The organism is Paracoccus sp. P2, from assembly GCF_046335115.1.
GTDB classification, from domain to species: Bacteria; Pseudomonadota; Alphaproteobacteria; order Rhodobacterales; family Rhodobacteraceae; genus Paracoccus; species Paracoccus pantotrophus.
Genome location: NZ_JBGOSN010000002.1, coordinates 21,066 through 38,559, shown reverse-complemented (window position 1 = coordinate 38,559; position 17,494 = coordinate 21,066). Strand labels below are relative to the sequence as shown.

The following is a 17,494-nucleotide window of genomic DNA, read 5'->3' as shown; positions in this document are numbered from 1 at the left end:
AATCTCTGGCCTCGCGGCGGCTATGCGCGCATGACATCCCCGGAACCCGCAGGAGGAGGTCATGGACAAACGCATCCCCAACCTGGCCGAGGCCGTCGCCGGCATCCCGGACGGCGCCACGGTGATGATCGGCGGCTTCGGCGGCTCGGGCGCGCCGATCGAGCTGATCCACGCGCTGATCGACCGCTACCTGGCCACCGGCAGCCCCAAGGATTTGACCGTCATCAACAACAATGCCGGCAACGGCCATGTCGGCATCGCCGCGCTGATCGAGCAGGGCATGGTCCGCAAGATGGTCTGTTCCTTCCCGCGCTCGGCCGATCCGCGGGTCTTTACCGAGAAATACCTGGCCGGAGAGATCGAGCTGGAACTGGTGCCGCAGGGCACGCTGGCCGAACGCATCCGTGCCGGCGGGGCCGGCATCCCGGCCTTCTACACGCCGACCAGCTACGGCACCGACCTGGCCCGCGGCAAGCCGGTCGCCGAGTTCGACGGCCGTCCCTATGTGCAGGAACGCTGGCTCAAGGCCGATTTCGCGCTGATCAAGGCCGAGCTGGGCGACCATTACGGCAACCTGACCTATCGCATGGCGGCGCGGAACTTCTCGCCCTTGATGGCGATGGCGGCGGCGCGCACCGTCGCGCAGGTGACGCGGGCGGTCGCGCCGGGCGGCATCGACCCCGAGCATGTGGTGACGCCGGGCATCTTCGTCTCCGGCATCGTCGAGGTCGCCAACCCGGCGCAGGAAGAGGCGCTGAACCGCGCCGAGGCGGCCCATCCCCCCGCCCGTCCCCAGGAGGTGCAGGCATGACCACGAAGCTTTCCAACGCCCAGATCGCCTGGCGCGCGGCGCAGGACATCGCCGACGGCGCCTATGTGAACCTCGGTATCGGCTTTCCCGAGATGGTGGCCAAGTTCCAGCCCCCCGGCCGCCAGGCGGTGTTCCATACCGAGAACGGCGTGCTGGGCTTTGGCGAGGCCCCGCCGGCGGGCGAGGAAGACTGGGATCTGATCAATGCCGGCAAGAAGGCGATCACGCTGAAGCCCGGCGCGGCCTTCTTCCACCATGCCGACAGCTTTGCCATGGTGCGCGGCGGGCATCTGGACGTGGCGATCCTGGGCGCCTATCAGGTGGCGCAGAACGGCGACCTGGCGAACTGGTCCACCGGACCCAAGGGCGTGCCGGCGGTGGGCGGCGCCATGGATCTGGTGCATGGCGCCAAGCGCGTCGCGGTCATCACCGACCATGTCACCAAGGACGGCAAGCCGAAGCTGGTCGAAGCCTGCACCCTGCCGCTGACCGGGGTGGGCTGCGTGACGCGGGTCTATACCTCGCTCGCCGTGGTGGACATCGAGGACGGCCGTTTCGTGCTGCGCGAGAAGCTGGCCACGATTTCCCTTGACGACCTGCAAGCCGTGACCGGCGCGCGGCTGCATCTGGACGGTGCGGTCGGCGACCTGGTCGTGCCGGAGCTGTGACATGACCGACGTCTTCATCTGCGACTATATCCGCACGCCCATCGGCCGCTTCGGCGGCGCGCTCTCCCCAGTGCGGGCCGACGACCTGGGCGCCATCCCGCTGCGCGCGCTGATGGCCCGCCATGCCGGCCTGGATTGGCAGGCGGTCGACGATGTGATCTATGGCTGCGCCAACCAGGCCGGCGAGGACAACCGCAACGTCGCCCGCATGTCCGTGCTGCTGGCCGGCCTGCCGCTCGAGGTGCCGGGCACCACGATCAACCGGCTCTGCGGCTCGGGCATGGATGCGGTGCTGGTCGCCGCGCGCCAGATCGCGGCGGGCGAGGCCGGGCTGATGATCGCCGGCGGCGTCGAGTCGATGTCGCGCGCGCCCTTCGTGCTGCCCAAGGCCGAGACCGCCTTTTCCCGCCATGCCGAGATCCACGACACCACCATCGGCTGGCGCTTCGTGAACCCGGCGATGGATCGGGCCTATGGCACCGACTCGATGCCGCAGACCGGCCAGAACGTCGCCGACGATTACGGCATCTCGCGCGAGGCGCAGGACGCCATGGCGCTGGCCTCGCAGGCCAAGGCTGCGGCGGCGATCGCCAGCGGCCGGCTGGCGCAGGAAATCACCCCGGTGACGATCCCGCAACGCAAGGGCGATCCGGTGGTGGTCGATACCGACGAGCATCCCCGCGCCACCACGGCCGAGGCGCTGGCCAAGCTCAGGCCGCTGTTCCCGGACGGCTCGGTGACGGCGGGCAATGCCTCGGGGGTGAACGACGGGGCGGCGGCGCTGATCCTGGCCTCGGAGGCGGCGGCGCGGGCGCACGGCCTGACCCCTATCGCCCGCGTGCTGGGCGGGGCGACGGCGGGGGTGCCGCCGCGCATCATGGGCATCGGCCCGGCCCCGGCGTCGCAGAAGCTGATGGCGCGGCTGGGGCTCACGCCGGCCGATTTCGACGTGATCGAGCTGAACGAGGCCTTCGCGGCCCAGGGCCTCGCCACGCTGCGCCAGCTGGGCATTGCCGATGACGACCCGCGGGTGAACCCGAACGGCGGGGCCATCGCGCTGGGGCATCCGCTGGGCATGTCGGGCGCCCGCATCACCGGCACGGCGGCGCTGGAACTGGCGCGGACCGGCGGGCGGCGCTCGCTTTCGACCATGTGCATCGGCGTAGGCCAGGGCATCGCCATCGCGCTGGAACGGGTCTAGGCGGCTTCCGCCGCGCGGCAGCAGACGCCGGAGACAGCGAAAGCCCGGATCCGGGCCGTCATGGCCGCCTGCCACGGATGGCGGGCGGCAGCAATCCGCTGCGCAGCGACAGCTTGCCCCGTAGCCGCAAGGGTCGCGGTGCCCAACAGCCGCCTGAAGCGTATGGGTGCGCCGATCTGCGCGCCATGGCAATGGGTCAGCCCCATGCCTTGCCTGGCCTGCCTAGCCAGACGCGGCATCGGGATTTCGAAGGCGCCTTTTCCGCCGGGCGCGTTGCGCAAGCATGCGCCCGGTGGCCGGGGCTCAGCGCGCCAGCACCTGGCGCAGCACGCGGGCCAGTTCCGCCTCGGGCCGGGGAACAAGGCCGGTCGCGCGCCAGCAGACATGGTGGTCGGGGCGCACCAGCAGGCAGCCGTTATCCCTGATTTCCGAGGCGCGGGCCCAGTCGCCGCTGTGGTCGACATGGGCCTGGCGCGGGCCGATGACATGGGCGACCAGGTCGATGCCCAGGCCGCGCGCCACCTTGCCGGCCGCCTCGGCCCAGGCTTCGCCGCCAAGGCCGGTCAGCAGGGTGAAGCGGCCATGGCCGCACAGGTCCAGGGTCGAGACCTCGGCCCCGTCGTCGTGGCGATAAAGCCAGGCATGCGGCAGGCGGGCGCCCGGCCAGGTGGTCGGCTGGTAATGCAGCTCGGGGTCGAGCTGGAAGTCCGGCTCCAGCTGGTCGTCGGTCACGATGGCATCCGAGCGGTAACGCTGGTTCATCTCGACGCCATGCGCGTCGAATTCGTATTTCTTGAAGGCGATGGCCTTGCGGATCGCCTCGCGCTGCAACTCGGCTTCGGGCGTGCCGTCGGTGCGGGCCTGCAGGTTCTTCTGCATCTGCACCGGGTCCACCCCCTCGGCCATGCCGAGCGCGGCAAAGATCGGGCCGGTCTCGGTGATCGACTGGTTGGCGCGGGTGACGATCTGCCTGGCCACCGGCGCGCGCTCGGCGTCATAGCTGTCCAGCAGCCGCTCGCCGGCCTGGCCCTTCAGCACCAGGGCCAGCTTCCAGGCCAGGTTGAACGCATCCTGGATCGAGGTGTTCGAGCCCAGCCCGTTCGACGGCGGATGCCGGTGGATCGCATCGCCCATGCAGAACACCCGCCCGTTCGCGGTCCGGGTGGCGTAGAAGTTGTTCACCGTCCAGGTGTTGGCGGACAAAAGCTCGATCTTCAGCTCGGGATCGCCGACCAACTGGCGGGCGATGCCGGTGGCGAATGCCTCGGTCACTTCCGGTTCGGGGCCGTTGATGTCATAGCCCCAGACGATCAGCCATTCGTTCCAGGGCCGCACCATGCGCACCAGCCCCATGCCGATGCCGCCGACATCGGCGCCGGGCTGCATCACCCAGTAAAGCACCGAGGGCCGGTGCGCGACGTATTTCGACAGGTCGGCCCGGAACAGGATGTTCATGCTGCCGCCCACGCCCATCCTGCCCTCGAAGGGCAGGCCGGCATGTTCGGCCACCAGCGACTTGCCGCCATCGGCGCCGACCAGGTATTTCGAGCGGATGGTGATCTCCTGCCCGGTCAGCCGGTCGCGGCAGGTGGTGGTGACGCCGGTCTCGTCCTGCTCATGGCGCAGGTATTCGGTGGACAGCCGCCCCTGCGTGCCGCGCGAACAGGCGGTCTTGAACAGCAGCGGCTCCATATAGGTCTGCGGCAGGTCGTTCATCCGGGTGGGCGAGGACATCAGGTGTTCGGCCTTGGACAGCGGATGGTTGCCCCAGGCCTTCAGCCGGCCGATTTCCTCGCCTGCCAGGCTTTCGCAGAAGATATTCTCGCCCATCAGCTCCTGATGGGTGGCGAACATATAGGCCTCGTCCTCGACCTCGCGGCCCAGGTCGCGCAGCACCTCCATGGTGCGCTGGTTGGTGATATGGGCGCGGGGCGTGTTGGCCAGCCAGCGATAGCGGTTCACCGCCATGTTGGCGATGCCGTAGGTCGACAGCAGCGCGGCGGTGGCCGAGCCGGCCGGGCCGGTGCCGATGATCAGCACATCGGTGGTGATATCAGTCATTCGAGGTCTCTCCTCCCAGAGGTTTCGTCGAAATGCGTGGCTGCGGGGCGGGCGGCTCAGCGGTCCGGCGCCTCGCCCGCCCAGGCGGCGGCCAGCAGCCGGCGCAGGGCGTCGCGCTCGACCGGGCGCGGGTTCCAATAGGGGTTGCGGGTGGCGATCTCGGCGGCGCGGTCCAGATCCGTTTCCTTCAGGCCCAGGTCGCGCAGCGCCAGCGGCGCGCCGCTTTCGCGCGCGAAGCGGTGCAGCGCCCGGCCGGGATCGGCATCGCCGAAGATCTCGGCCACCGGTGCCAGCAGCTCGGGCACCGCCTGCGCGTTATAGGCGATGGCATGCGGCAGGATCACGGCATGGGTCTCGGCATGGGGCAGGTCGAAGCTGCCGCCCAGCGTGTGGCAAAGCTTGTGGTGCAGCGCCATGCCGACCTGGCCCAGCACCGAGCCGCAAAGCCAGGCGCCATAAAGCGTCTCGCCCCGCGCCGCCAGGTCGCCGGGCGCGGCGATGACGCGGGGCAGGGCGTCGCGAAAGGCGCGCAGCCCCTCGACCGCCATCAGCGAGGTCAGGGGCGAGCGGTCGCGGGCGTAAAGCCCCTCGGCGGCATGGGCCATGGCATTGATCGCACTGGTCACGGTCATCGCCACCGGCAGGGTGGCGACCAGTTCGGCATCGTAGAGGATGATCTCGGGCTGCACGCGGCGGTCGGTGATCGTGGTCTTCAGCCCGTTTTCGGTCTGACCCAGGATCGGCGTCGCCTCGCTGCCGGCATAGGTGGTGGGCACGACGATCTGCGGCAGGCCGGTGCGCAGCGCGATGGCCTTGCCGAGGCCGGTGGTCGAGCCGCCGCCCACCGCGACCAGCACGTCGGCGCCGATGCTGCGGGCCTGTTCGGTCGCCTGTTCCGAGACCTCGACCGGGGTGTGCATGACCGCGCCGGTGAAGCGGCCGGCCGCGCGGTCGCCGCAAAGCGCGGCAAATTCCTCGGCCATATCGGCCTGCTGCGGCGTGGTCAGAATCAGCGCGCGGCGGGCGCCGAGCGCGTCGATCTCGTCGGCGATGCTGTTGCGCACATTGCGGCCGAACCGCACCCGGACGGCCGGGCTTTGCGCGGTGAATTCCTCGCGGAAAAAGGACACGGCTATTCCTCCCTCGATCCTCATCGGGGGCAAGCTACACCGGGCAAAGACAAATATTGATCGGATGAATGGAGTATAATATAGCGATAAGTTATGAAAATAGACAGCGAACATCTGGAAATCCTGGCGGTGATCGTCGAAAAGGGCGGGCTGACCGAGGGGGCCGAGGCGCTTGGCAAGTCGCAGCCCTCGGTCTCGCGCAGCATGGCGCTGCTGGAAAAGCGCATCGGCATGCCGCTGTTCCAGCCCGGCCGCCGGCCGCTGCGCCCGACCGAACTGGGGCTGAGCCTGGCGCGCTTCGGTGCCCGCATCCGCGCCGCCAACCAGGAGGCGAGCCTGCTGGTCCAGCGTTTCCGCAAGGGCCATGCCGGGCGGCTGCGGGTCGGCGGCTCGCCGATCTTCATGGACGGCGTGGTCTCGACCATGATCGCGGATTTCCAGATGCGCCACCCCGAGGTGCAGATCGACCAGTCCTATGGCTATGTCGATACGCTGGAGGCGTCCTTGCGCAACGGCACGCTGGACATGGCGATCCTGCCCCTGCATCCCAGCCAGGTGCCGCCGGGGCTGGGCTTCATCCCGGTCCTCGCGGGCCGCAACGTGGTGGCGGCCCGCGCCGGCCATCCGCTGACCCGGCGCAAGGCCATCGCCCAGGCCGACCTGGCGCCCTATCCCTGGATCGCGCCGCCGGCGAACAGCCCGCTTTACCGTGACCTGGAGCGGGCGCTGAAATCCATCGGGCAGGAGGATTTCAACGTCAGCTTCTCGGGCGGCACGCTGGCCTCGATCCAGTCGGTGATGGCGGGATCGGATGCGCTGACCGTGCTGCCCTATTCGGTGGTGTTCCTGTCGCGCCGCAGCGTGCCGCTGGAGGCGCTGCCGCTGCGCATCGACCACCCCGAGCGGCAATTGGGCCTGCTGATGCCCGAGAACCGCCCCGGCCCCCCGGCCATGCGCCAGCTCATCGCCTTCCTGACCGAGGAATTCGCCCGGCTGACCGCGCGGATGGAACACGACCAGCAGGTGACGCGCCGGCGCGGCTGAGGGGGCTATTTCAGCGCCAGATAGGTCTCGGGGTCCAGCATGCCCACCCGCACCGCGACATCGAGGCCGCTGGCCTGTTCCAGCACCTGCCGCATGGTCCCGGCGACGGCGCGGATGCGCTCCGGCGTGCGCCCGCTGCGCGGCAGGATCAGCAGCTCGGCATTCACCTGCGGCTGGTCTGGCAGGCCCAGCACCGGCAGCGCGGCGATCTGGCAGGCGCTGGCCTCGACCGCCAGCCGCTCGCAGAGCAGGTCACGCAGCCGGGGCAGCGCGTCCTCGATGGCGGCGCGGCAGGCGGCGAGGCGGGTTTCGTCGATATAGATCTTGACGTTGGGCATGATCGGCTCAGGCGGGAACGAGGACGAAGTCGAAGGGCGAGCGCCAGAGGGTGTCGCCATCGACGCGCTGGAAGGGGGCGATCAGCGTCTCCTTGACGCCGAACACGGTATCGTCGGCGATATAGTCGTCCTCGGCGACGAAGGTATGGGTGACGACGCGCTGATGGCCCGGTGCCGTCACCATGTAATGCATATGCGCCGGCCGATAGGGATGGCGGCCCAGCTTGCCCAGCATCTGCCCGACCGGCCCGTCATCGGGGATCGGATAGCTGACCGGCTTGATGCCGACAAAGCTGTAGCGCCCGTCCGGTCCGGTGACGAAACGGCCGCGATTGTTCCATTTCGGCTGGATGCCCGGTTGCTGCACGTCGTAATAGCCGTCGGCATTGTCGGACCAGACATCGACGGTCGCGCCCTCGACCGGATTGCCGTCGAGATCCAGCACCCGGCCCTCGAACAGGCAGCTTTCACCCTTGCCGTCCAGGCTGATGCATGCGCCCATCTCGCGGATCGGCGCGCCCTCGACATGGAAGGGGCCGAAGACGGTGTTCTCGGTCGCGCCCTCGGGGCGGCGGTTGTTGATCGCATCGACCAGCATGGAGAATCCCAGCACGTCCGAAAGCAGGATGAACTCCTGCCGCTCGGCCGAGCAGATCCGGCCGGTGCGGGTCAGGAAGTCGATGCCGATCTCCCATTCCTCCTGGGTCAGGGCGATTTCCTTGGCAAAGGCGTGCAGGTGCTTGACCAGGCAGGCCATTACCTCGGCCAGCCGGGCGTCGGTCGTCTCGCCCATGCGGGCGTTCACCGCCTCGACCGAGCCTGCTTCGGTGAAATAGGACATGATGCTTTCCTTTCGTGAATCTCAGGGCCGGACGGCCGATGCAGGGTCGGGGGCGCGGTGGCCCAGCGGCAGCAGCTCCAGCCCGGTGCGTCCGGACAGGCTGCCCCAGAGGCCGCGCCGGGCGAACAGCATGACCGCGATGCCGAACAGGCCCAGCACGATCAGATAGGCGCTGCCGTAATCCGACAGCAGCCGCTCCAGCGCATAGAACAGCACCACGCCGACGATGGGGCCGGGCAGGGTGCCGATGCCGCCGATCACCACCACGAACAGCACGAAGGCGGTCCAGTCCAGCAGCGAGAAAGCCGCGTCCGGGGTGATGCGGGTGATCTGGATGAACAGCAGCCCGCCGCAAAGGCCGGTGCCGAAGGCGGTCAGCAGAAAGACCAGTGCCTTGAGCCGCACCGGATCGACGCCCACCGCGCGCGCGGCCATGGCATTGTCGCGGATCGCCTGCAGGCCCAGCCCCAGGCGCGAGCGCAGGAAGGCCCAGGACGCGGCCAGCGTCGCCAGCACCAGCCCCAGCGCCAGCCAGTAAAGCAGGATGTCGCTGGCCGCGGCGCTGGACACGCCCAGCCATTCCTTGACCGACCCGACGCCCAGCATGTCGCGCGTCGTGCCCTTGGGCAGCGAGGTGCCGGTGCCGCCGCCAAGCGCCTTCCACTGGCCCAGGCCCAGCCGGGCGATCTCGGCCGCGACCCAGGTGCCGATGGCGAAATAGGCGCCGTTCAGGCGAAAGACGAAACAGGCCACCGGCACGGCCAGCGCCATGGCGACCAGCCCGCCCAAGAGCACGCCGGCCAGCGGGTCCAGCCCGAACAGGATGACCGCGGCGAACATGGTATAGGCGCCGATGCCGACGAAGGCCTGCTGCCCGACCGAGACCAGCCCGGCAAAGCCCGCCAGCATGTTCCAGTTCAGCGCCAGCACCAGCAGGCAGAGGATGCCGAACAGATCCTGCACCATGGCGCGCGGGCCGATCAGCGGCACCATGGCCAGGACGGCTGCGGCAAGGACGGCGAGCGCCAGGGGGCGATATGCGGGAAAAGCGTTCTTCATCACGGCGCCCTTTCAGTCGATGGCTCGGGGGAACAGCCCGCGCGGGCGGACCATCAGGATCAGCACGAAGGCGACATGCCCGGCCAGGATCTGCCACTCCGGGTTGATCGCCGCGCCCATGGTCTGGGCCAGGCCGATCACCACGCCCCCGGCCAGCGTGCCCCAGAGACTGCCCAGCCCGCCGATGATCACCGCCTCGAAGGCATAGAGCAATCGCGCCGGCCCGATGGACGGGTCGAAATTCGCCCGCGTGCCCAGGTAGAGCGCGGCGATGGCGGCGACGACCAGGGCGATGCCGGTGGCCATGGCGAAGATGCGCTGCGGCCGGATGCCCATCAGCTGCGCCGTCACCGCATCGTCCGAGGTGGCGCGGAAGGCGCGTCCCAGCGCGGTGCGATAGAACAGCAGGTTGAGCCCCAGGATGACCGCGACCGCCGTGGCCAGGGTCATCGCCGGCATGACGCCCATCTGCACCGGCCCGACCGCGACCGAGGCGGCCTCGACCGGCCCCGCCGCCAGCTTGCGGCTGTCGGCGGTGAGGCGGCAAGCAGCCCGTTCTGGATCACCACCGACAGCCCGAAAGTGACCAGCAGCGGCGGCAGGATGTCCTCGCCCAGCACGCGGTTCAGCAGGCGGGTCTGCAAGAGCCATCCCAGCGCGAACATCAGCGGCATGGCGATCAGCGCCGCGGCAAAGGGGCTCATGCCCGTCGCCGTGCCGAGGCCGAGGATCAGATAGGCGCCCAGCACGATCAGGTCGCCATGCGCCAGGTTCACCAGCCGCATGATGCCGAAGACCAGGCTGAGCCCGGCGGCGAAAAGCGCATAGAGCCCGCCCAGCAGCAGGCCCTGCACGATCGTATCCAGCGAGAACATCAATGGGTCGCTCCGAAATAGGCATCGTGGATGGCGTCGCGCGACAGCTCGCCCGGCCGGCCGGACAGGGTGATGCGGCCCTCCATCATGCAATGCACGTGATCGGCCACCTTCAGCGCCTGGCCCACATCCTGCTCGATCACCACGACCGAGGCGCCGCCGGCGCGGATCTCGGGGAAGGCGGCATAGATCTCGCGGATCACCACCGGGGCGAGGCCGAGGCTGAGCTCGTCGCAGAGCAGCACGCGCGGATTGGACATCAGCGCCCGGCCGATGGCGACCATCTGCTGCTGGCCGCCCGACAGCGCCGTGCCGGGATGCTGGCGCCGCTCGCGCAGGGCGGGGAACAGGCGATAGACGCTTTCCAGGTTCCAATGCCCGGCGGTGCGGCGCGCATGGGCGCCGATCAGCAGGTTCTCCTCGACACTGAGCGAGGGGAACAGCCGCCGCCCTTCCGGCACCATGGCGATACCGGCCATCACGATGTCGGGCGCCGCAGAGCCGGTGATGTCGCGCCCGTCCAGCCGGACCCGGCCGGCGCTGATGCGGGCGATGCCGGTGATCGCCCGCATCAGGGTGGTCTTGCCGGCGCCGTTGGCGCCGATGATGGCGACGACCTCGCCCGGTTCCAGCGCCAGGTCGACGCCGAACAGCGCCTGGAAATCGCCGTAATGCGCGGTCAGGCCGGACACCGACAGGATGGGGTCGCTCATGCCTCGGCCCCCAGGTAGATCTCGCGCACCTCGGGTGCGTTCATCACCGTGCGGACATCGCCCATCATCAGCAGCCGGCCGAAATTCAGTACGATCAGCCGGTTCACGACGCTGTTGAGCGCGTGCAGCACATGCTCGATCCAGACGATGGCGGTGCCCTCGGCGTGGATGGCGCGGATGGTGGCGACCAGTTCGACGCATTCGGCATCGGTCAGCCCGCCGGCGATCTCGTCCAGCAGCAGCACCCGCGGCCGCGTCGCCATGGCGCGCGCCAGTTCCAGCCGCTTGCGGCTGAGCAGCGGCAGCCCGCCTGCGGGACTGTCGGCCACGCCGGCCAGCCCGGTGCGGCGCAGGATGCCCATGCAGAATTCCGGCGCCTCGGCCGCCGCGAGCCCGCCGCCGAACCGCGCCGCGACCAGCAGGTTTTCATAGACTGACAGGTGGCCGAAGGGCTGCGGGATCTGGAACGAGCGGCCGATGCCCGCCGCGCAGCGCGCCATGACCGAATCGGCGCTGACATCGCGCCCGTCCAGCAGGATCTGCCCGGCATCGGGCCGCAGGTTGCCGGTGATCAGGTTGAACAGCGTCGATTTCCCGGCGCCGTTCGGGCCGATGATGCCAAGCGCCTCGTCCGGTTGCAGATCGAAGCTGACATCGTCGGTGACCTTCAGCGCGCCGAAGCTTTTCGACACGGATCGCAACGAAAGCAGGGCCATCACGCCAAGGTCCGGAGGCTGTCGCCCAGCGGGATCTGGGGTGCGAGAGCGTTCTCGACGATCACCAGGTCGAAGCTGCCGTCCTGCATGCGGCGCCATTGCCCGCCGACCAGCGGCGTCTTGGCGACGTTCCTGCGGGCGAATTCGGGCACGTTCTCCTGTCCCCAGGCGACGCGGCCGACCACGGTTTGCAGATCGGTGGCGGCGATGGCCTCGGCCAGCGCATCGCCGTCGGTCGGGTCGTCCGTGCGGCGGATGGCGTCGGCGGCGACCTCGAACAGCGCATGGACGAAGCCGGCGGGCTGGGTCCATTGCCGCTTCGCCGCCGCCTCGAAATCGCCGGCCAGTTCGCCCGCGCTCTGCCCGGTCAGCGACGAGCGGAACGGGTGCTGCGGCGACCACCAGACCTCGGCGGTCAGGTTGTCGCCCAGCTCGCCAAGCGCGGCGACGCTTTCGGGAAACAGCAACGCCTTGGCGACCGAAACCAGCTTGGGCCGGTAGCCCTGCTGCCGGGCCTGGGTCCAGAAGGTGGTGAAATCCGGCGGGATCGGGATGCCGACCAGGATCTCGGCCTGCGCCTGCTTGAAGGCGCTGATCTGGGCGCTGAAATCGTCGGTCAGGTTCTGGTAGCGGCCGGGATCGGTCAGCCTGTAGCCGGCCGCGGCCAGCGCCGGCGGCATGCCCACCGCCGAGGACCAGGCATTGCCGTCGCTGTCGTTGGGCCACAGCGCGCCGACGGACTTGTTGGTCTGAACGGCGTCCCACATGTTCATGAAGACCCGGACATTGTCCTCGAGCCCCCAAAAGAAGTGATAGACATAGTCGAATTCCTGCCAGCTGCCCGGATCGGCGGGGTTGCCCTGCTGGCCGATGAACCAGGGCTGCCAGGGCGCCACGGTCGAGATCACCGGGATCTCCTCGGATTCCGCCACGCTGCAGACCGGGTTGGTCGTCTCGGGGGTCGATGCCACCAGGATCAGGTTCACCTCGTCGCGGCTGATCAACTCGCGCGCCACCTCGGCGGCGCGGTTGGGATTGGACTGGCTGTCCTTGACGATGACCTCGGCATCGAGGCCAAGCCCCGGCGCCGCGGCCAGGAACTGCCGGACCATGAAATCGTCCGCGGCGGAAAAGGCCGAAAGCGGCCCGGTCTGCGGGCTGACATAGCCGATCCTGATCGCCTTGCGCTGCGCCAGTGCCGGGCGCGCCAGCCCCAGCCCGGCCAGGGCCGAGCCCGAGGCGATGAATGTCCGTCTGTTGAGCATTGCCAAACCTCCCATGATCCGCCGCATGCCGTTGCGGGTCCGGCCCTCCTCCGACCGGCGCCTGCGGCAAGCGTCCTGAAGCGGCACTCTATCTCGGGTAAGGTTGCCATATTATCGCATGGTCGCGCAGAAATATGCCCTTGGGTTATATCTCTGCGGATCGCATCCAGGGGGCCGGCCCGTATGGACGGCAGGTCCGGCGAGGACGCGTCGGCCCGTCCAATACCGGCGTTTCAGGGATTCCCGATCCAGCCGCGCGCCGTCACAGAAAGCCGATCCAGCGCCCCGCCAGCAGCACGGACAGCCAGATCGCCAGCGAAAGCGCCGCCAGGATACGGGCATCCGGGCCGGGCGTCCCGGTCTCGACGGCCTGTCGCCAACCCTTGCCGGCATGTTGCAGGGCGACGACCAGAAGGCCAAGCGCGATCAGCGCGATTTTCCAGCGAAAGGCGGCATTGGCCAGGTAGTCGCGGGCCGCGACCGACCACAGGACCGGCCCGGTCGCAAGGGTGATGGCCAGCCCCATCCCCGCCGCGCGCGACAGAAAGGGCGCCAGCACGCGCAGCGCGCCGCCGCGGACGATCCCGACAAGGCGCAGGTCCAGCGGAACGATCGCGCCCAAGAGCAGCGCGACGCCCAGGATATGCGTGGCGTTCACCACCATATAGAGATGGCCCGACCGGCGCAGCGCCGCCGCCAGCGCGGTGCCCTCGGCCCAGGCCGCGAGTTCCTGCACGGGCCTTAGTCCGCCTGGATACGCTCGGGATACATGTCGTAATTCTGCCCGTCGATCACGATGCGGACGGCCTTCATATGCGCGCTTTGATCCTGGTTGCGATTGCCGATCACCGTGATCGCATCGCCGGGCCCTGCCGTGTCGGCGGTAAAGCCCGAACGGGCGGTCTGGTTGGGATTGCCCAGGTCGACCTGCCAGACGGTGCCCTGGGCATCGCGGACCTGGATCGTAGGATGGGGCGGGTTCATCGAGACGCTTTCGACGGTTCCTTCCAGCGTCGTCTGTTCGCCCTCGGCCCATGACCAGCCGTGATGCGCAAGCAGGGGTGCGGCGCCCAGCGTCAGCGCAGCGGCGAGCATGATCGAGGGAAGGATGCGGGCGTGATTCTGCATGTCGGACCTCTTTGGGAAATGTTGGTCGGGACTGCCGCGGGCCGTGGCGGCCGCCCCACCATGATCGGCCAGCCTGCGGCGGTCGGCGCTGACAATCGCGTGAACGGCCCGATCCCCTGCCGGCCGGCTGAGCGGGCATCCCTAATTAATTGACCGACCGAACGGTTAACGATAAGCCTTGCCACGCGCCGGAGGAGGCGCTTGCACCTGGAGGAGAATACCATGTTCAGGTCTTCGTTTGGCCGCCTGCTGCTGTCGGCCGGCCTTTCTGCCCTTCTGGCCTGTCCGGCCCTGGCCGACACAAGGGTCGAGATCATCCGCGACAACTGGGGCGTGCCGCATGTCTATGCCGACGACGTGCATGGGCTTTACGCGGGCTTCGGCTACAGCGTGGCGCAGGACCGGCTGTTCCAGATGGAGATGGCGCGGCGCTCGGTCCTGGGCGAGGTGGCCGAGGTGCTGGGCATCGAGCGGCTGCCCTTCGATATCCAGACCCGGGCCATGTTCGACCATGCCGAGATCCGCCGCCAGATCGAGGCGCTGGCGCCGGAGGAGCGCGACATCCTGCGCGGCTACGCGGCGGGCTTCAACCTGTGGGTGGACCGGGTTCTGGCCGAACCGGCCGAGCTGATGCCCAGGCAGTTCAACGATTTCGGCTTCAAGCCCCGCCGCTGGACCGAGTTCGACGTGGCGATGATCTATGTCGGGACCATGGCCGGCCGCTTTTCGGGCTACAGTTCCGAATTGGCCAATGCCAGGACGCTGGCCGAGCTGGAGGCGCAATTCGGCGCCGAACAGGCGCGCGCAGTTTTCGACCAGATGTTCTGGGACGAAGATCCGCTGGCCCCGACCACCGTGCCCGAGGGCGAGCAATACCAGCGCAAGGCCGGGCTGACCCCGCCTTCCGCCAGCGGCTTTGCCGAATTGCTGCACGCCGGCGCGCTGCCCGGCGATGATGAGCGCCCGCGTGCCAGCAACCTGTGGATCGCCGGGCCGCAAAAGACCACCGACGGCAGCACCATCCTGATCAACGGCCCGCAATTCGGCAATTTCAACCCGTCCTATGTCTTCAGCATCGGGCTGCACGGCGCGGGGTTCGACCTGACCGGCAACACGCCCTTTGCCGTGCCCAACGTCCTGTTCGGCACCAACGGCACCATCGCCTGGGGCGCCACCGCCGGGCCGCGCGACGTGAACGACTATTACCGGCTGGAGCTGAACCCCGAGAATCCGCGGCAATACCGCGCCCACGACAGCTGGAAGGAGATGACGGCCCGCCGCGAGACCTTCCGCGTCAAGGGCCAGCCCGAGGTCGAGACCACGGTCTGGGAAAGCGATTACGGCGTGGTCGGCCAGATCGATCCCGAAACGGCGACCGCCTATGCCTTCAACCGCGCCTGGAAGGGGCAGGAGATCTCGACCCTCATGGCCTGGGTGAACTCGACCAAGGCGCAGAATTACCAGGAATGGCTGGACCAGGCGGAAAAGGTCGCGACCACGATCAACTGGTATTACGCCGACCGGGACGGCAATATCGGCTATGTCTCGCCCGGCCATGTCCCCGTCCGCGCCGAAGGCCATGACCAGCGGCTTCCGGCCCGGCCGGGCAAGGACGACTGGCAGGGCGTGCGGCCCTTTGCCGATGCGCCCAAGGCCTATAACCCCGGCCAGGGCTGGATCGCGAACTGGAACAACCGCTCGGCCAAGGGGGACGCCGCGAATTTCGAGGCCACGCCCTGGGGCAGCGCCGACCGTGTGGTCGAGATCACCGCGCGGCTCGACGCCAAGGACAAGCTGACCCCCGAGGAGATCTGGGACATCAACCGCGAGATCAGCTTTCTCGACATCAACGCGCGCTATTTCCTGCCCTTCATCCTCGATGCGGCCGAGGGCATCGACCCGCAAAGCCAGCGCGCCGAACTGGTCGAGATCCTGCGCAACTGGGACGGGCAGCAGATCCGGGCCGAGGACGGCCGCGCGACCAGCCCGGCGGTGGGGCTGTTCCAGGCCTGGCTGGACGTGATGGTCGAGGACGTGCTGCGCGACGACAGCCCGGCGATCCCGCCGGCGATCCTGTACAACCGCATCTCGCGCGCCGCGCAGATGCTGCACAACGCGCTGCTGGGCGAGCGGGCCGGCGTGCCGCAGACCCATGATTTCTTCAACGGCGCCGACGCGGCCGGCCGCGAGGAGGTCATCCTGGCCTCGCTCGACAAGGCGGCCGCGCGGCTGGCCGACAGGTTCGGCAGCCAGGAGCCCGCCGACTGGCGCATCGAGATCAAGCAGCACGTGTTCGAGACCAGCAACTACCTGGGCATCCCGCAGGCCGGCGAGGACGAGGTCCGCGCCATCGGCACCGCGATGAACCGCGGCACCGAGAACAACCGGATCACCTTCCGCGACGGCAAGGCCGAGTTCTGCGCCGTGACCCCGCCGGGCCAGAGCGGCTTCATCGGCCCCTCGGGCGAGGCTTCCCCGCATTACGAGGACCAGTTGGCGCTTTACGAGGGCTTCGACTGCCGCCCGCAGGCGCTGACCCGCGATGAGGTCGAAGCGGCCGCCGTGTCGCGCGAGACCATCGCCGTCCCGCGGTAAGGCCCGGCCGGCCATCGCGACGGGTGGCCGGCCTCCGCGCCCGATGCTGGGGCAAGCCGCATTGCGCATGACCGCTTTCCCGGCTTCTATGGCAGCGGCGGCGGATGGCGGGGAAACATGCGGCAGGGCGGAATGGCCGAGCGCGGGCTGATCGACGGGATATTGCAGGGGATGGCGCTGCGTTCGGCCGCCTTCATCGTCACCGTCTATGGCGACGTGGTGGTGCCGCGCGGCGGCGTCTTGTGGACCGGCACGCTGATCGAGGTCTGCGAGCGGGTCGGCATCAGCGAATCGCTGGTGCGCACCGCCGTCTCGCGCCTGGTCGCCGCCCACCGGCTGCGCGGCGAGCGGCTGGGGCGGCGCAGCTACTACCGGCTGGACGCCTCGGCCCAGCGGGAGTTCGACCAGGCGGCGGGGTTGCTCTACAAGGCCGAGGTGCCGGCGCAGGGCTGGCAGATCCTGCACGCCCCGGACCTGACCGAGGACGAGGCCCGCCACCAGCGCATGGGCCATATGGGCGGCGCGGTCTTCATCCGGCCCGACCGCGGCCAGCCGCTGCCGGAAGGCGCGCTGGTCTTTCGTGCCCCGGACCCGCCCGAACTGGGCCGGATCGGGCAGTTCTGGGATCTCTCGGTGCTGCATCAGCGTTATCTCGACATGCTGGCGCGCTTTGCGCCGCTGGCCGAGGCGGGCGCGGCGCTGTCGGACGAGATGGCGCTGATCGCGCGGCTGCTCTTGGTGCATGACTATCGCGGCGTGCTGCTGCGCGACCCCCGCCTGCCGCAGCCCGCCCTGCCGCCGGACTGGAAAGGGCACGAGGCGCGGGCGCTGTTCCGCCGCCTCTATCGCCAGCTTTCCCCGGCGGCGGAACGCTGGATCGGGGCGCAATTCGAAGGCAGCGACGGCCTCCTGCCGGAAAAGACCGCGGAAAGCGAGGCGAGGCTGGCCGACCTGTCCCGCACAACAAGTTGAGAAGAACGGATTATTTTTTGCGCCCCAAAACATCACACGACTGACCAAATTTTTCTTTCTTTGTGATGTTTTGGATT

Annotated in this window: 18 protein-coding genes; 6 read left to right on the top strand and 12 right to left on the bottom strand. The window is 68.9% G+C overall.

The annotated features are described in order from the left end of the window. Nucleotides 1-61 precede the first annotated feature (61 nt). The 3 genes from ACDP63_RS01385 to pcaF are packed head-to-tail and all read left to right on the top strand — an operon-like array spanning nucleotide 62 to nucleotide 2,680. Nucleotides 62-811 (top strand): 3-oxoacid CoA-transferase subunit A, encoded by a 750-nt coding sequence (locus tag ACDP63_RS01385; protein WP_024843426.1) that lies wholly within the window; start codon nucleotides 62-64, stop codon nucleotides 809-811. Next, the gene (locus ACDP63_RS01380) at nucleotides 808-1,479 is read left to right on the top strand and encodes a 3-oxoacid CoA-transferase subunit B (RefSeq protein ID WP_024843425.1); all 672 of its coding nucleotides are present in this window, start codon (nucleotides 808-810) and stop codon (nucleotides 1,477-1,479) included. The genes ACDP63_RS01385 and ACDP63_RS01380 overlap by 4 nt, the downstream gene beginning before the upstream one ends. A gap of 1 nt (nucleotide 1,480) precedes the next feature. Further along, on the top strand, nucleotides 1,481-2,680 hold the full coding sequence (pcaF, locus tag ACDP63_RS01375) for a 3-oxoadipyl-CoA thiolase (RefSeq protein ID WP_024843424.1): 1,200 nt from the start codon (nucleotides 1,481-1,483) through the stop codon (nucleotides 2,678-2,680). A 303-nt stretch (nucleotides 2,681-2,983) separates the two neighbouring features. Here pcaF and ACDP63_RS01370 read toward each other — a convergent pair whose 3' ends face one another. Both ACDP63_RS01370 and ACDP63_RS01365 read right to left on the bottom strand, forming a co-directional pair. Continuing rightward, nucleotides 2,984-4,741: an FAD-dependent oxidoreductase gene (locus ACDP63_RS01370; protein ID WP_024843422.1), complete on the bottom strand. Its 1,758-nt coding sequence runs from the start codon at nucleotides 4,739-4,741 to the stop codon at nucleotides 2,984-2,986. 56 nt (nucleotides 4,742-4,797) lie between these two features. Beyond that, nucleotides 4,798-5,871, bottom strand: coding sequence for a maleylacetate reductase (locus tag ACDP63_RS01365; RefSeq protein WP_024843421.1), 1,074 nt, complete (start codon nucleotides 5,869-5,871; stop codon nucleotides 4,798-4,800). Between the two features lie 93 nt (nucleotides 5,872-5,964). On the opposite strand from ACDP63_RS01365, the gene ACDP63_RS01360 reads away from it, so the two are divergent. Further along, on the top strand, nucleotides 5,965-6,915 hold the full coding sequence (locus ACDP63_RS01360) for a LysR family transcriptional regulator (RefSeq protein ID WP_024843420.1): 951 nt from the start codon (nucleotides 5,965-5,967) through the stop codon (nucleotides 6,913-6,915). Nucleotides 6,916-6,920: 5 nt separating this feature from the next. Here ACDP63_RS01360 and ACDP63_RS01355 read toward each other — a convergent pair whose 3' ends face one another. The 10 genes from ACDP63_RS01355 to ACDP63_RS01310 form a co-directional block, all read right to left on the bottom strand. After that, the gene (locus ACDP63_RS01355; RefSeq protein WP_024843419.1) at nucleotides 6,921-7,253 is read right to left on the bottom strand and encodes a hypothetical protein; all 333 of its coding nucleotides are present in this window, start codon (nucleotides 7,251-7,253) and stop codon (nucleotides 6,921-6,923) included. Nucleotides 7,254-7,260: 7 nt separating this feature from the next. Beyond that, nucleotides 7,261-8,094 (bottom strand): intradiol ring-cleavage dioxygenase, encoded by an 834-nt coding sequence (locus ACDP63_RS01350; protein ID WP_024843418.1) that lies wholly within the window; start codon nucleotides 8,092-8,094, stop codon nucleotides 7,261-7,263. A 21-nt stretch (nucleotides 8,095-8,115) separates the two neighbouring features. After that, the gene (locus ACDP63_RS01345) at nucleotides 8,116-9,153 is read right to left on the bottom strand and encodes a branched-chain amino acid ABC transporter permease (RefSeq protein ID WP_024843417.1); all 1,038 of its coding nucleotides are present in this window, start codon (nucleotides 9,151-9,153) and stop codon (nucleotides 8,116-8,118) included. A gap of 12 nt (nucleotides 9,154-9,165) precedes the next feature. Further along, nucleotides 9,166-9,612 (bottom strand): branched-chain amino acid ABC transporter permease, encoded by a 447-nt coding sequence (locus ACDP63_RS01340; RefSeq protein WP_409927637.1) that lies wholly within the window; start codon nucleotides 9,610-9,612, stop codon nucleotides 9,166-9,168. Beyond that, the gene (locus ACDP63_RS01335) at nucleotides 9,600-10,028 is read right to left on the bottom strand and encodes an ABC transporter permease subunit (RefSeq protein ID WP_409927636.1); all 429 of its coding nucleotides are present in this window, start codon (nucleotides 10,026-10,028) and stop codon (nucleotides 9,600-9,602) included. The genes ACDP63_RS01340 and ACDP63_RS01335 overlap by 13 nt, the downstream gene beginning before the upstream one ends. Next, the gene (locus ACDP63_RS01330; RefSeq protein WP_024843415.1) at nucleotides 10,028-10,741 is read right to left on the bottom strand and encodes an ABC transporter ATP-binding protein; all 714 of its coding nucleotides are present in this window, start codon (nucleotides 10,739-10,741) and stop codon (nucleotides 10,028-10,030) included. The genes ACDP63_RS01335 and ACDP63_RS01330 overlap by 1 nt, the downstream gene beginning before the upstream one ends. After that, entirely contained in the window at nucleotides 10,738-11,457 is a 720-nt protein-coding gene (locus ACDP63_RS01325) for an ABC transporter ATP-binding protein (protein WP_024843414.1), read from the bottom strand. The genes ACDP63_RS01330 and ACDP63_RS01325 overlap by 4 nt, the downstream gene beginning before the upstream one ends. Further along, nucleotides 11,457-12,722, bottom strand: a complete 1,266-nt coding sequence (locus ACDP63_RS01320; protein ID WP_024843413.1) for an ABC transporter substrate-binding protein — start codon at nucleotides 12,720-12,722, stop codon at nucleotides 11,457-11,459. Before ACDP63_RS01320 ends, ACDP63_RS01325 begins: the two co-directional genes overlap by 1 nt. A 262-nt stretch (nucleotides 12,723-12,984) precedes the next feature. After that, entirely contained in the window at nucleotides 12,985-13,458 is a 474-nt protein-coding gene (locus tag ACDP63_RS01315) for a DUF6644 family protein (protein WP_024843412.1), read from the bottom strand. A gap of 5 nt (nucleotides 13,459-13,463) precedes the next feature. Beyond that, complete coding sequence (locus tag ACDP63_RS01310) at nucleotides 13,464-13,850, bottom strand: DUF6152 family protein (RefSeq protein WP_024843411.1); 387 nt, start codon at nucleotides 13,848-13,850, stop codon at nucleotides 13,464-13,466. A 222-nt stretch (nucleotides 13,851-14,072) separates the two neighbouring features. Between ACDP63_RS01310 and ACDP63_RS01305 the strand changes: the two genes are divergently transcribed. Both ACDP63_RS01305 and ACDP63_RS01300 read left to right on the top strand, forming a co-directional pair. After that, a complete protein-coding gene (locus tag ACDP63_RS01305) occupies nucleotides 14,073-16,445 on the top strand; it encodes a penicillin G acylase (RefSeq protein WP_024843410.1) in 2,373 nt (790 codons plus the stop codon). Nucleotides 16,446-16,562: 117 nt separating this feature from the next. Continuing rightward, nucleotides 16,563-17,417: a PaaX family transcriptional regulator C-terminal domain-containing protein gene (locus ACDP63_RS01300; protein WP_024843409.1), complete on the top strand. Its 855-nt coding sequence runs from the start codon at nucleotides 16,563-16,565 to the stop codon at nucleotides 17,415-17,417. Nucleotides 17,418-17,494 lie beyond the last annotated feature (77 nt).

Excerpts from the sequence above, each read along its gene's own strand:
- ACDP63_RS01345 (WP_024843417.1), bottom strand. The coding sequence starts at position 9,153 with ATGAAGAACGCTTTTCCCGCATATCGCCCCCTGGCGCTCGCCGTCCTT.
- pcaF (WP_024843424.1), top strand. The coding sequence starts at position 1,481 with ATGACCGACGTCTTCATCTGCGACTATATCCGCACGCCCATCGGCCGC.
- ACDP63_RS01335 (WP_409927636.1), bottom strand. The coding sequence starts at position 10,028 with ATGTTCTCGCTGGATACGATCGTGCAGGGCCTGCTGCTGGGCGGGCTC.
- ACDP63_RS01380 (WP_024843425.1), top strand. The coding sequence starts at position 808 with ATGACCACGAAGCTTTCCAACGCCCAGATCGCCTGGCGCGCGGCGCAG.
- ACDP63_RS01385 (WP_024843426.1), top strand. The coding sequence starts at position 62 with ATGGACAAACGCATCCCCAACCTGGCCGAGGCCGTCGCCGGCATCCCG.
- ACDP63_RS01355 (WP_024843419.1), bottom strand. The coding sequence starts at position 7,253 with ATGCCCAACGTCAAGATCTATATCGACGAAACCCGCCTCGCCGCCTGC.
- ACDP63_RS01325 (WP_024843414.1), bottom strand. The coding sequence starts at position 11,457 with ATGGCCCTGCTTTCGTTGCGATCCGTGTCGAAAAGCTTCGGCGCGCTG.
- ACDP63_RS01310 (WP_024843411.1), bottom strand. The coding sequence starts at position 13,850 with ATGCAGAATCACGCCCGCATCCTTCCCTCGATCATGCTCGCCGCTGCG.
- ACDP63_RS01340 (WP_409927637.1), bottom strand. The coding sequence starts at position 9,612 with ATGCCGGCGATGACCCTGGCCACGGCGGTCGCGGTCATCCTGGGGCTC.
- ACDP63_RS01350 (WP_024843418.1), bottom strand. The coding sequence starts at position 8,094 with ATGTCCTATTTCACCGAAGCAGGCTCGGTCGAGGCGGTGAACGCCCGC.
- ACDP63_RS01330 (WP_024843415.1), bottom strand. The coding sequence starts at position 10,741 with ATGAGCGACCCCATCCTGTCGGTGTCCGGCCTGACCGCGCATTACGGC.
- ACDP63_RS01300 (WP_024843409.1), top strand. The coding sequence starts at position 16,563 with ATGCGGCAGGGCGGAATGGCCGAGCGCGGGCTGATCGACGGGATATTG.
- ACDP63_RS01370 (WP_024843422.1), bottom strand. The coding sequence starts at position 4,741 with ATGACTGATATCACCACCGATGTGCTGATCATCGGCACCGGCCCGGCC.
- ACDP63_RS01360 (WP_024843420.1), top strand. The coding sequence starts at position 5,965 with ATGAAAATAGACAGCGAACATCTGGAAATCCTGGCGGTGATCGTCGAA.
- ACDP63_RS01305 (WP_024843410.1), top strand. The coding sequence starts at position 14,073 with ATGTTCAGGTCTTCGTTTGGCCGCCTGCTGCTGTCGGCCGGCCTTTCT.
- ACDP63_RS01320 (WP_024843413.1), bottom strand. The coding sequence starts at position 12,722 with ATGCTCAACAGACGGACATTCATCGCCTCGGGCTCGGCCCTGGCCGGG.